This window comes from Metallumcola ferriviriculae (genome assembly GCF_035573695.1).
Taxonomy (GTDB): domain Bacteria; phylum Bacillota; class JADQBR01; order JADQBR01; family JADQBR01; genus Metallumcola; species Metallumcola ferriviriculae.
The window spans coordinates 2,361,100-2,374,117 of the sequence record NZ_CP121694.1 but is presented as its reverse complement, the minus strand read 5'-3'; the positions used below and the strand labels follow the sequence as shown (position 1 = coordinate 2,374,117).

9 protein-coding genes and 1 other annotated feature are annotated in these 13,018 nt (G+C 47.5%); of the genes, 8 read left to right on the top strand and 1 reads right to left on the bottom strand.

Annotation, left to right across the window (positions count from 1 at the left end; genetic code table 11):
- The first annotated feature begins 11 nt into the window (after window positions 1-11).
- From MFMK1_RS11850 to MFMK1_RS11815, 8 genes are all read left to right on the top strand, one after another.
- Complete coding sequence (locus MFMK1_RS11850) at window positions 12-4,478, top strand: FAD-dependent oxidoreductase (RefSeq protein WP_366921913.1); 4,467 nt, start codon at window positions 12-14, stop codon at window positions 4,476-4,478.
- Window positions 4,479-4,943 carry a hydrogenase iron-sulfur subunit gene (locus tag MFMK1_RS11845; RefSeq protein WP_366921912.1) on the top strand — a complete coding sequence of 155 codons (465 nt, stop codon included), beginning with the start codon at window positions 4,479-4,481 and terminating at the stop codon, window positions 4,941-4,943.
- A gap of 34 nt (window positions 4,944-4,977) precedes the next feature.
- Window positions 4,978-5,649 (top strand): methylenetetrahydrofolate reductase C-terminal domain-containing protein, encoded by a 672-nt coding sequence (locus MFMK1_RS11840; protein ID WP_366921911.1) that lies wholly within the window; start codon window positions 4,978-4,980, stop codon window positions 5,647-5,649.
- Complete coding sequence (locus MFMK1_RS11835; protein WP_366921910.1) at window positions 5,646-6,569, top strand: methylenetetrahydrofolate reductase; 924 nt, start codon at window positions 5,646-5,648, stop codon at window positions 6,567-6,569. Before MFMK1_RS11840 ends, MFMK1_RS11835 begins: the two co-directional genes overlap by 4 nt.
- 174 nt (window positions 6,570-6,743) lie before the next feature.
- Window positions 6,744-6,961 (top strand) — a binding site (T-box leader).
- A gap of 75 nt (window positions 6,962-7,036) precedes the next feature.
- Entirely contained in the window at window positions 7,037-7,519 is a 483-nt protein-coding gene (locus MFMK1_RS11830) for an Lrp/AsnC family transcriptional regulator (protein ID WP_366921909.1), read from the top strand.
- A complete protein-coding gene (locus MFMK1_RS11825; protein ID WP_366921908.1) occupies window positions 7,516-8,691 on the top strand; it encodes an aminotransferase class I/II-fold pyridoxal phosphate-dependent enzyme in 1,176 nt (391 codons plus the stop codon). Before MFMK1_RS11830 ends, MFMK1_RS11825 begins: the two co-directional genes overlap by 4 nt.
- A gap of 168 nt (window positions 8,692-8,859) precedes the next feature.
- Complete coding sequence (locus MFMK1_RS11820; protein ID WP_366921907.1) at window positions 8,860-10,413, top strand: MBL fold metallo-hydrolase RNA specificity domain-containing protein; 1,554 nt, start codon at window positions 8,860-8,862, stop codon at window positions 10,411-10,413.
- Between the two features lie 429 nt (window positions 10,414-10,842).
- Entirely contained in the window at window positions 10,843-12,102 is a 1,260-nt protein-coding gene (locus tag MFMK1_RS11815) for a putative glycoside hydrolase (protein WP_366924935.1), read from the top strand.
- Here the strand turns inward: MFMK1_RS11815 and MFMK1_RS11810 are convergent.
- Window positions 12,088-12,936, bottom strand: coding sequence for an Asp23/Gls24 family envelope stress response protein (locus tag MFMK1_RS11810; protein ID WP_428846272.1), 849 nt, complete (start codon window positions 12,934-12,936; stop codon window positions 12,088-12,090). The two genes, MFMK1_RS11815 and MFMK1_RS11810, sit on opposite strands and share 15 nt — an antisense overlap.
- Window positions 12,937-13,018 lie beyond the last annotated feature (82 nt).

Here is a 13,018-nt window from a genome sequence, read left to right as displayed (position 1 = left end):
TAGTGAGATGCATGAAAAATGAGAAAAACAATTCAGTTGTGGGGTCGGTTTTGGTGTTGGGTAGTGGTATTGCAGGAATGCAGTCCGCTCAGGATTTGGCCAATGCCGGTTATCTAGTGCATATGGTCACGGATGAACCGTCAGTTGGCGGCAAAATGACCCAACTGGATAAGACCTTCCCTACCAACGAATGTGCTATGTGTTTATTGGGTCCGAAGATGACAGATACTCTCGGTCACCCTAACATTGACATTTATACCTGCTCAACCATCACTCAAGTAGATGGCGAGGAGGGAAATTTCAAGGTTAAGGTTAAGCAGCAGCCGCGTTACATTGATATCAACGAATGTACCGCCTGCGGCGACTGTGAGCAGGCCTGTCCCGTAGAAGTCCCCAATGAATTTAATGAAAATATGGATTCGCGGAAAGCGGTTTACAAGCGTTTTCCACAGGCTGTGCCTAATAAATTTCTCATTGAAAAGAAGGGCACGCCTCCCTGTCGGAGCACATGCCCCGCGGGCACTAATGCCCAAGGTTATGTGGCACTGATATCCCAGGGTAAATTCAAAGAAGCTTTGGAAGTGGTGCGGCGTAGGATGCCCTTTGCCGGTATCTGCGGTCGTATCTGTCATCATCCCTGTGAGGGTGAATGTAACCGGGCCGAATATGATGACCCTATCGCCATTGCTTATCTGAAGCGCGCAGCTGCAGATTATGGCTGGGTAGATGAAGCGGCTCTATCTCCTCAGGTGGAAGTGGAAGCTAGAGAAGAACGAATTGCTGTCATCGGTGCCGGTCCGGGCGGTTTGACTGCGGCCCAAGATTTGGCGCTAAAAGGCTATAAAGTTACTATATTTGATGCTTTGCCGGAAGCCGGCGGCATGTTGCGCGGCGGTATTCCCCGCTATCGGCTGCCGGAAGAATCGGTGAAGAAAGAAGCTGAGTGGATGCTGGGTACCGGCGACATTGAATTTAAGCCGAATACCAGAATAGGCAAAGATATCAGCTTAGAACAGTTACAAAAAGATTATAATGCGGTATTGATTGCCGTAGGCACACAGGATTCTCGCATGCTGAAACTGGAAGGTGCAGACCAGGAAGGCATTGTGGGCGGCGTTGATTTATTAAGAAAGGCTGCGCTGGGCGAAAAACCGCCGGTGGGTAAGAAAGTACTGGTTATTGGCGGTGGTAATGTAGCTATTGATGTATCCCGAACTGCATTGCGTCTGGGTGCTGAAGAAGTTAATCTGACTTGTCTGGAAGCAAGACACGAAATGCCTGCTCACGAATGGGAAATTGAAGAAGCCATTGAAGAGGGTGTCATCATTAATCCCTCCTGGGGACCGGAGAAATTCCTTGGTAACGGTAAGGTTTCCGGTGCAGCCATGAAAAAATGCGCTTCGGTATTTGATGAAGAGGGAAGATTCAACCCTCAATTTGAGGATGGTGTGAAGAAAGATTTTGATGCTGATATGGTGATTGTAGCTATCGGCCAGGCATCTGACATTACATTCCTTCCTGATAATAGCGGTATTGAAACCACCCGGGCAGGTACCATCGTAGCTGATTCGGTCAGCTTAATTACCGGAGCGGAAGGTGTCTTTGCTTGTGGCGATATTGTCACCGGACCTAAATCGGTAGTGGATGCTGTAGCAGGTGCCCATGAAGCAGCTGTTTCCATTGATCGTTTTATCAATGGTGAAGATTTGAGCCAGGGCAGAGGTGTTAAGCGTGAAGAAAAGCTTGGCCCGCCCTTGAAAACGCCGGTTAGAGGCAGTGCCCGTTTACAACAGGGTATGGCTGATGCGGCCAATAGAGGCAGTGATTTCGGTGAGGTGTATCAGGGCTTTAGTGAGGAACAGGCCGTAGAAGAAGCAAAACGGTGCTTGAATTGCGGTATTTGCTCTGAATGTCTCCAGTGTGAAGCAGTGTGTAAAAAGAATGCTGTGCAGCACTGGCAGGAAGAGGAAACTGTAGAATTAGATGTGGGCTCCATGATTTTGGTACCCGGTTATGACCTCTTTGATGCGGAAAAGACCGGTGAATATGGTTATGGCGTCTATGACAATGTAATTACCAGCTTGGAATTTGAGCGTTTGTTAAGTTCTACCGGTCCTTCCAAGGGCCATGTGGAACGGCCGGCGGACGGTAAAGCACCGGGAAAAACCGCCTTTATCCAATGTGTCGGCTCCAGGGATTGCGCTCGAGACGGTGGTGAGTACTGCTCATCTATCTGCTGTATGTACTCTACCAAGGAAGCAATTATCGCTAAGGAACACGATAAGAATATCGAACCGACTATTTTTTATCTGGATATGCGTTCCTATGGTAAAAACTTTGATAAGTATGTAGATTCTGCCAAAGAGGCGGGTGTTAAGTACACTCGGACCATGATTTCCAGTGTCAAGGAAGACCCCATTACCAAAAATTTGTATATTAGTTATCTTCAGGACGGGGAAATGGTAACCGAGGAATTTGATATGGTGGTATTGGCAGTGGGTGTCCAGCCGCCTAAGTCAGCAGCCGATTTGGCAGAAATTGCTGACTTTAAGCTGAATAAGTTTGGTTTTGCTGAGACAGAGACACTTAATCCCACTCAAACCAGCAGAGCGGGTATTTATGTAGCCGGTGCATTCCAGGGTCCCCGTGATATTCCGGAGACAGTGATGAATGCCAGTGCGGCGGCAGCCACGGCCGGTGGTGCGTTGGCTGCGGCTCGGGGTACGCTGGTGAGAGGAAAAGATTATCCTGAGGAGAAGGACGTCAGTCAGGAAGAACCCCGGGTAGGTGTATTTATCTGCCACTGTGGTATTAATATTGGCTCGGTGGTGGATGTGCCCAGCGTCGTTGACTACGCTAAGACTATACCCGGAGTGGTGTATGCCGAGGATAACCTCTACACCTGTTCAGAGGATACTACCAAGAAAATGCGAGAGCTGGTGGAGGAGCATAATCTTAACCGTGTAGTGGTAGCTTCTTGTACCATTCGCACCCACCAACCGTTGTTTAGAGAGGTATGCCGCGAAGCCGGTTTAAACCAGTACCTGTTTGAAATGGCCAATATTCGAGACCAGTGTTCATGGGTACATCGGGATGACCATCCTGCGGCTACTCTGAAGGCAAAGGATTTGGTAAGAGGTGCCATTGAAAAGGTACAGACTCACGAACCGCTGCATCAACATCCGGTGGCAGTAGTTCCCAAGGCATTGATTGTGGGCGGCGGTATTGCCGGTATGTCGGCGGCTCTATCCATGTCAAGCCAGGGATATGAGTCCTTCATAGTGGAAAGAGAGCCCGAGTTGGGCGGATTTGCTCGCAATCTGCGTGCTACTATTGAAGGAAAAGATTTAAAAGGTTTTCTAGAGGAAACAATTAAAAAAGTAGAAAATAATGATTTAATTCAGGTATTTACTAACAGCCGTGTTGAAGATTACGGCGGTCACCAGGGTCATTTTACCACTACTATTTCCCAAGCAGAATCGGGTAAGGACCATGTGCGAGATACCCATAAGGTTGAGCATGGTGTGGTAATTGTGGCTACCGGTGCGAAAGAGTATGTGCCTGATGAGTACCTGATTGGTAAGGATGACCGCGTTTGTACCAACGTCCAAATGGAGCAGCAGTTATTTGAAGGAAAATGGGATGCGAAAAAGAATAAGCAGGTAGTGTTTATTCAGTGCGTCGGCTCCAGAGACGATGAGAGAAAGTACTGCAGTCGTACCTGTTGTGCCCAGTCTCTCAAAAACGCGATTAAGATCAAGACGGAACATCCTGAAAACGAAGCGTATGTACTTTATCGCGATATCAGGACTTACGGTTTCTACGAGGAGTATTACAAGCAGGCCAGGGAACTGGGTGTTGTCTTTATCCAGTACGACCCGGAGAACAAGCCCAGCTTAGAAACGGTCAATAAAGAGAACCCGCTATTGAAGATGGAGGTATTTGACCCGTCTTCCCGGGAAAACATCGTGCTGCATCCTGACCAGGTGGTACTGGCGACAGCCACTGTGGCACCGGAGGATATCGCAAAGCTTGGTACAATGTTTAAGACTACTTTAAATGAAGACAGGTTCTTTGTAGAGACCCACGCCAAACTTGGACCGATTGATTTCCCGTCTGCAGGATTGTTCCTCTGCGGCGCTGCTCATTCACCCAAGTTTGTCAGTGAAGCTATTTACCAGGCTCAGGGTGCGGTGGCCCGAGCGTGTACCATCTTATCTAAGGATAATTTGATGGTAGGCGGCGTAGTGGCTAAAATTGATCAGGATAAGTGTGCAGCATGTCTTACCTGTGTGCGTGCCTGCCCCTATAATGTACCCAAGATTAACGACGACTTTGTTGCGGAAATTAATGAGGTACAGTGCCAGGGCTGCGGAACATGCGTTTCCGAATGTCCGGCTAAGGCAATTGAACTGCAGCATTATAAAGATGGGCAAGTCATTAAGAAAGTACACGGCTTGCTGGCGGAGGTGCTATAAATGAGCGACTTTGAACCCAAATTAGTTGCCTTTTGTTGCTATTATTGTGCGTACTCCGCTGCAGACTTGGCCGGTTCCATGCGGCTCCAATATCCGGCCAACATTCGTATTGTGGAATTGCCCTGTTCAGGCAAAACTGATGTACGGGTAGTTCTGGAGGCCTTTGAAAAGGGAGCTGACGGGGTATACGTGGCCGGCTGCCTGGAAGGGGACTGCCACTTTTTGAAGGGCAATATCATGGCTAAGCGGCGGATTAAGGAAGCTAAGAAGCTTCTTGACGAAATCGGCATTGACGGAGAACGGTTGGAGATGTTCAACCTCTCAGGTTCTATGGGACCGCGTTTTGCCGAGGTCGCTCAGGAGATGACTGAAAGAATAAGGAAGCTGGGTCCCAGTCCGCTCAACCCTGCTTACAAGAGCGGGCAGGAAGCTGCAGCCGGGAAAGAAGCTGATGGCAATGAATAAATCTCAAACTATAAGAAAGTGGGTGACATGCTAGATGATTGTTGCTCAGGGAAAATCTATCGCTGAAGTTGCTAAACTTATCGAAGATGCGAACAAGGTGCTGGTAGTAGGATGTGGTGGTTGTGTAACAGTCTGCCTTGCCGGTGGGGAAAAAGAAGTAGGAGTTCTGGCTTCTGCTTTGCGCATGCTGCGGCAAAAGGAAAACAAGCCTCTGGAAACAGTAGAGGTAACCTTAAGCCGTCAGTGTGACCCAGAGTATATGGATATGTTGGAAAAGTATATCACCGATGACATCGATTGCGTGGTATCCATGGCTTGTGGTGTCGGCGTTCAGTTTATTGCCGAGCGTTTTGACAAGTGGGTAGTTCCTGCACTTAATACCAAGTTTGCCGGTGGTGCGATGGAGCACGGTGTTTGGGGCGAGCGCTGCGGGCTTTGTGGTGAATGTGTGCTGCATAAAACAGGCGGCATTTGTCCGATTATTCGCTGCTCCAAATCTATCCTGAACGGCCCCTGCGGCGGTTCCCAGGATGGTAAGTGTGAAATTAATCAGGATGTTGAATGCGCTTGGCAGTTAATCTATGACCGGATGAAGAAATTGGGTCAGCTTGATAAGCTTATGGAAATTGAACCTGCGAAAGATTGGTCAAAATCCAGAGATGGTGGCCCGCGTAAGGTCGTGAGAGAGGACGTGATGATACCGTGAAGAGCGGCAGCAGATTAGAAAAACTTTTTGAACAAGGTGAATTTGTTGTCAGTGGTGAAATTGGTCCTCCGAAGCATTCGAATCCGGCAATAATTAAAGAGCACGCCAAAATGCTGAAGGAATATGTGGATGCGGCTAACCTGACGGATAATCAGACTGCCATTGTCCGTATTTCCAGTATTGCATCGGCAGTGCATGTCTTAGGTGAGGAATTAGAGCCCATTATCCAGATGACCGTGCGAGATCGTAACCGCATTGGTATCCAGAGTGACCTTTTGGGTGCCGCCAGTCTGGGTGTGAAAAATGTGCTCTGTCTTTCCGGGGACCATCAGTCTTTCGGTAACCACCCTACCAGTAAAAATGTACATGACTTGGATTCTATCCAACTGGTAGCAGCACTGAAGCAGATGCGTGATGACAAGCAATTTGTCTGTGGTGAGGAAATGAAGGAAAGTGAGCCCCAATTCCTTATTGGTGCGGTGGCTAACCCCTTTGGTGACCCTTTTGAATACAGGGTAATGCGCCTGGAGAAGAAAATTAATGCTGGTGCAGACTTCATTCAGACCCAATGTATTTTCGACATGGAACGCTTTGAACGGTGGATGGATATGGTTCGGGAACGTGGTTTGCATAAGAAAGCCAAGATTGTAGCAGGCCTGATGCCGCTTAAATCCCATAAGGCAGCCCGCTACATGAATAAGAATGTATCCGGGATGATAGTGCCTGATTCGATTATTGAGCGGATGGAAAAGGCAGAAGACCCCAAAGCAGAAGGTGTCCAAATCTGCGTAGAGCAGATTCAACACCTGCAGAAGATGGAAGGTATCGCCGGCGTGCACATTATGGCAGTGGCCTGGGAAGAAATTATTCCCACCATTGTTGAAAAAGCCGGCCTTTACCCCAGACCGAAAGTATCCTAAATTAAATAAGAAACAATAAGTGACACCCCTTGGTGCCTGACACCAAAGGGTGTCACTTATTTTTAAATGGTGCCAGGCACCTTTTTGTCAAGTTATTGCTTGTCGACAGCTTTATCTGTTATTTTTTTATTGACAGAAGTCGGGGCGTAGTGATACAATGTTAGAAATTTATAAAAATAAGCTGTGAACGGGAAGATTAGCGGCAGGTACTTTAAAGCGAGTCGGGAAAATGGTGAGAGCCCGGTAAAGAGATGCTGCTTAGGCCGCCCTGGAGCTGATCGGTGATGAATCGGTCCGAAGTCAGGCGTTAACTGATTAGAGTGGGTTTAAAATGAATTATCTTTTTAAATCTACAAGGGTGGTACCGCGGAAACAAGACTTTCGTCCCTTTGGGATGAGGGTCTTTTTTTATTGTGAGGTAGGCGTCTGACCGTATTTCTTTATTAATCTGTAGGGGGAGAGGTATAATGAGAGAAAAAATTCTTGAACTGTTGCGTTGTAACGCCAGAATCTCTCACGGGCAAATTGCCGTTATGTTGGGAGTGCCGGAAGATGAGCTTACCAGTGAAATTAAGGCCATGGAAGAAGAAAAGGTAATCATTAAGTACAATACTTTAATTAACTGGGATAAAACCGCTGCCAATCGGGTTAGTGCACAAATTGATGTGAAGGTAATTCCACAGCGTGATGTGGGATTTGATGAAGTGGCGGAGCGTATTTATCGTTTTCCCGAAGTGCTTTCTGTGGCTTTAATGTCCGGAGGTTATGATCTGTCGGTGGTGGTGGAAGGTAAGGGTATGAAGGAGGTTGCTTTGTTTGTGGCGGAGAAATTAGCCACCATTGAACATGTCCAAAGCACCATGACCCACTTTGTCCTGAAGCAGTATAAGGATGCCGGCGTGATCTTTGATGATGGAGAGGAAGATCGGCGGCAGGTGATAAGTCCATGACTTTTCAGGCCGGTGATTTTGTTGTCCAGCGATTAAAGGAACTGCCGCCTTCTGGAATCAGAAAGTTTTTCGACTTGGTGGCCAATACTAAAGGAGTAATTTCCTTGGGGGTGGGGGAGCCGGACTTTGTCACTCCCTGGCACGTGCGGGAAGCATGTGTTTACTCTCTGGAAAAAGGATATACCATGTATACCTCGAATTTCGGTACCCCGGAGTTGAGAAAGGGTATCGTCAGATATTTAGCGGAGCGCTATCAGCTGGAATATTCGCCGGATAATCAGGTTCTGGTGACGGTGGGAGCCAGTGAAGCGGTGGATTTGGCGTTACGGTCGGTAATTAATTCTGGTGACCAGGTGATTATACCCGAACCTTGTTATGTTTCCTATAAGCCATGTGCTGTGATGGCCGGCGGTGAAGCTGTTTCTATTGCCACCAAAGCGGAAAATGACTTCAAGCTTACCGCTGAGCAGCTGCGGCAGGTAATTACACCTAGGTCTAAGGTGTTGATACTTTGTTATCCAAACAATCCCACGGGGGCAGTAATGACTCGAGAGGAATTATCGGAGATAGCCAAGGTGGTGGAAGAAAATAACCTATTGGTGATTGCTGATGAGATATATAGTGAATTAAGTTACAGTGGTGAACACACCAGTTTCCCCTCTCTACCGGGGATGAAGGATAGGACCATATTGATTAACGGCTTCTCCAAATCCTTCGCCATGACTGGCTGGCGGGTTGGCTTTGCAGCGGGGCATCGGGATATTATCGCGGCCATGGTTAAAATTCACCAGTATACCATTCTCTGTGCACCGGTGACCGCGCAGATGGCCGCCCTAGAGGCCTTAAACAACGGTATGGGGCAGGTAGAGTATATGGTGGAGCAATATAACCAACGGCGCAGACTGATATTAAAGCGCCTGCGGGATATGGGTCTTGAGTGCTTCGAGCCTCGGGGGGCGTTTTATGCCTTTCCTTCAATTAAAAACACGGGTCTGAATGAAGATGACTTTTGCGAGGAACTGCTGAAAGAGGAATCGGTAGCTGTGGTGCCTGGTTCAGCATTTGGCAGGGGCGGTGAAGGGCATATTCGCATATCCTATGCTTCTTCCATTCAACAAATTGAAGAGGCAATGGATAGAATGGAACGGTTTGTGGCCCGGCGAATTGGCTAGTATGGAATCGAGTCCACTTAGGGAAGGTATAACATTGAGCGGTGTCGAAATGAGAAGAAGTAATGATAATATAGTCAAAGTATCATGAATTGAAATATATAGTGAAAATGGCAAGAAATGAAACCACCCCGGGTGAAATTATTCGCCCGGAACGAAGGAGGAGATTCGGTGAAGATACAGTTTTTAGGCGCGGCCCAAACGGTGACTGGTTCATGCTATCTGCTTGATACAGGCGAGAGCCAGATTCTAGTTGATTGTGGTATGTTCCAGGGTTCGAAGGCCATCAAGGAAAGAAACTATGGCGAACTACCGTTGCCTGCCAATGAAGTGGACGCGGTGTTGCTCACTCACGCCCACATTGACCATTCAGGTCTACTGCCTAAGCTTTATAAGCATGGTTTCAGCGGCAACACTTATTGTACCAGAGGAACGGCTGACCTGCTGCAGGTGATGCTGCCGGATAGCGGTCATATCCAGGAGATGGAAGTAGAGCGTAAAAACCGGAAGCTTCTCCGGGCCGGTAAGTCCCTGCTGGAGCCCATTTATACCGCAGAGGAAGCCCAGCAATGCATGAAATACTTTCGTGGTGTAGATTATGGTGAAATAATCCAGCTAACTCCGAATATTCGGGCGAAGTTTAGAGACGCTGGACATATTTTGGGCTCAGCAATGATTGAAATATGGGTAAAAGAAGGCAATAAAGAAACTAAAGTGGTATTTAGCGGCGATATCGGTAATTTTCAGCAGCCGATAATTAATGACCCGACAATTATCGAGGATGCTGATGTCTTGCTGATGGAGTCCACATACGGCAGTCGCATCCATCAGGATAAGGATAAAAGATTGGAGATGTTACAGCAGACCGTCAAAGATACCTTCGCTCGCGGCGGAAATCTGATTATCCCCGCTTTTGCTGTAGAAAGAACTCAAGATTTGCTGTACTATTTGGCGAAATTGATTGAACAGGGCGAGGTGCAGTCCAGGGACATATATGTGGATAGCCCTTTGGCCATCAATGCTACTGATATATTCTGCAGTCACCCGGAATATTTTGACCAAGAAACTCAAGAGCTGCAGGAAAAAATGGGCGGAGCATGTCCCTTCTATTTGCCGAGATTGCAGATGTCTATGAGTGCCGAGCAATCAAAACAGCTAAATACTATCAAAGGCGGTGCAATTATCATTTCCGCCAGCGGTATGTGCGATGCCGGACGTATCAAACACCATCTGAAGCATAATCTCTGGCGACCGGAAAGCACTCTGTTGTTCGTGGGCTATCAGGCCCAAGGAACGCTGGGCAGGCGCATACTGGACGGTGCGGATAAGGTACGCATTCACGGTGAGGAAGTTGCTGTCCGGGCCAACATTGTGGAAATAGACGGTTTTTCTGCCCATGCAGATCAAGAAAATCTCATCAACTGGGTAGGTAAATTCAAAAAAATGCCGGGTACGATATTTATTACCCATGGAGAAATTGATTCCGCTAAGACTTTGTCGCGGCTCTTGGTTCAGAAATACGGGGTGCGCACTTATGTGCCCAACTGGCTTGAACGGGTTGACATTTCCCAGATGGGCAGCGATATTCCTGTAGATAAACAGCTTGAGCCTGAGGTGGTGCTGGATGAGTTAAATGCTCTCAGGGAGAAAATCACCCACCTGCCTCAAGCACAACGAGAAAATGCTGCCGCTCAGCTGGCGACATTGCTGCAGGAATTAAAGTAAAATTGCAATAGTAGATAGAACGGGAGTCGAGCATTACGGCTTCCGTTTTTTTAATGGATAGACTCCTGTGCTGGTAGCGCGGCACCATCATAGGAATGAAAATAGGTATTTTCAGGACAGAAAATTATGGGTTGTGGATAATTTCCTATACTTGGGGTTGTTAAGGGGGCTTGCCCCCTTATGTTAAATGTAGGAGGGTATAGCGAAGCGACCTATGGCGAGTGGCGCCGCCGAGTCGGCCGTGTCACTTATTGGTGTCACTTATTGGTGCCTGACACCAATAAGTGACAAAATAAGTGACAATAACTTGACCCATTTTGTCTGCTGGTTAAATATGTCAGTGATAAGTTTAATGCCCTGTAGAGGAAAACACCGGAAATATGTCGAATATAGTGCACTAACATACAATAAGGGATGGTGCACTAGTTGATGAAGAAATCAATGATGCTGGCTGTTGCGGCGGTTATTCTTCTCAGTTTGGCCGTAGGCCAGCTGCTTAGTACCAGCGGTAAACCGATGGACGATAACCAGGTTAAGCCGGCGGTTGCCGATGCGGAAAAAGTAGAGAAACAAGAGAAACCTGCGGCGGATGATGAAGGATTAAAAGAAGATGATCCGAAAGATGAAACTACGTCAAGCAATGGTGAAACTGAAATCACTGAAACGGGAACGTCGGAAACATCCGACACGAGAACTGGCGAAATTAAAGCCGAAAAAGCACTGCCTGCGCGGGTGGCAGTCAAGGGGATTTATGCCACCGGGTTTACTGCCGGTTCTAAAAATATTGAGCGCTTAATTGATTTGATAGACAAGACGGAATTAAACGCTTTGGTAGTGGATATCAAGGACGCCACTGGTTATCTGACCACTCCGCTGGAGACAGACCCCGAACTCTCCGTCAGTGCCGTTACATATAAAATTAAAGATTTACCCGCGTTGGTGACTGATTTAAAGGAGCGAGGCATTTATACCATTGCCAGGGTTGTGGTCTTTAAGGATCCGTTGGTGGCAGACAGGTACCCGGAATTAGCTGTCCAGAGAAAATCCGGCGGTATTTGGCGGGATTACAAGGGGAAAGCATGGACTAACCCATACAAAAAAGAGGTGTGGGATTACAATGTAGATATCGCGTTGGCAGCTATCCGTGCGGGCTTTGAGGAAATACAGTTCGATTATGTACGCTTCCCCTCCGACGGGCCGCTGAAGGAAGCAGTATATCCTGGGAAGGATAATAAAAATAGGGCAGATACCATTGAAGCGTTTCTAGCTTATGCCGGAGAAAAAATCCATAAAGCAGGAGCATTTGTTTCGGCAGACGTGTTCGGCTTAACTTGTTCGGCAGAGGACGACTTGGGCATCGGACAGAAGATAGAGTTGATAGCCGGCAGCGCCGACTATGTCTCACCGATGGTATATCCGTCTCACTATGCTCCGGGGAGTTATGGTATTAAGAATCCCAATGCATCTCCTTATAAAACAGTTTATAAGAGTCTTACCGATGCAGTATATAAAACCAGGGATACGGATAATATAATCCGTCCCTGGCTGCAGGATTTCAGCTATGGTTATTCATATGGTGCAAAGGAAGTGCGGGCCCAAATTAAGGCCACTTATGATGCCGGTTTGGAAGAATGGATATTATGGAATGCCAGCAACAGATATACTGGTAGAGCTTTAAATAAGGAATGATTGTCCGATGCGGGCCTTTTTAATCGAGACGTTTACCGCTATTACATGCAGGGCCGTAATGTGTTCTGCTTCTTTAACAACAACCCGCTGTATTTCTTCGGCTAAACCGGGAAGATATGGCCCTAGGTATACGGCGATGTCTATATTAAAAATTACGCCGTTTTCGGAAGTATCCACCTGAATTTTTAACACTTTGTCTACATTTTCCAAGGAGTTAGTGACATAAGTGATAATTTGGGTTAAGACCGGATTGGCGATGTAGAAGCGTCCCAGGGAATTGAAAGTGGGTTTGACCACTGACTGCTCCACCCACATTTTATCCAGCTGGGGGTGGGTCTGGTGCCTGCGCTGGAACAAAGTTTTAACCGGCTCGATGATTGTGCCGGATAATCGGGGCTTTACCTGCACCGTAGGCGCCGGGACAATATGCTTCCCTTGATATTTACGGGTATTCAGTGCCTCCTGTATTTCATCCGCAGTTGCGATGTCCGTGATTTCTAAATAATGCTGCGGGCGATCCATACCAAGATTTTCGGCGATACGATTGGTCATGGCGCGGGAAGTGCCGAGAATGAGCAGCCGCTCAAGATTATGCTGCGAGATGGCCTTATTCACTTCATCGGAATGTTCACTGTCGCTAAATAGTGCAGTCCTGATGGCACCGATTTTTGTTGCTTGGCGTTTGGCGGATTTACCCGCTACAATTTCACTACCTTTAATCAATAAGCCATCATCAATGATGGCGTCAATTTTGTGGTCATGGGCAACGGCAATAGCCCGATGGCTTTTGCCGGTTCCGCTGGACCCGACCAGCGCTAATATGTACATAATCAAATCTTCCCCTCAATCCCGGTAATGGCAGTTAATCCTGCTTCAGTTTATTATAATACAAAATAACGCCGGAGGAAAATCAGGG

Bases quoted from the DNA above. Each gene is read 5' to 3' on its own strand.
- MFMK1_RS11845 (WP_366921912.1), top strand. From the start codon at position 4,479: ATGAGCGACTTTGAACCCAAATTAGTTGCCTTTTGTTGCTATTATTGT.
- MFMK1_RS11830 (WP_366921909.1), top strand. From the start codon at position 7,037: ATGAGAGAAAAAATTCTTGAACTGTTGCGTTGTAACGCCAGAATCTCT.
- MFMK1_RS11850 (WP_366921913.1), top strand. From the start codon at position 12: ATGAAAAATGAGAAAAACAATTCAGTTGTGGGGTCGGTTTTGGTGTTG.
- MFMK1_RS11825 (WP_366921908.1), top strand. From the start codon at position 7,516: ATGACTTTTCAGGCCGGTGATTTTGTTGTCCAGCGATTAAAGGAACTG.
- MFMK1_RS11840 (WP_366921911.1), top strand. From the start codon at position 4,978: ATGATTGTTGCTCAGGGAAAATCTATCGCTGAAGTTGCTAAACTTATC.
- MFMK1_RS11815 (WP_366924935.1), top strand. From the start codon at position 10,843: ATGAAGAAATCAATGATGCTGGCTGTTGCGGCGGTTATTCTTCTCAGT.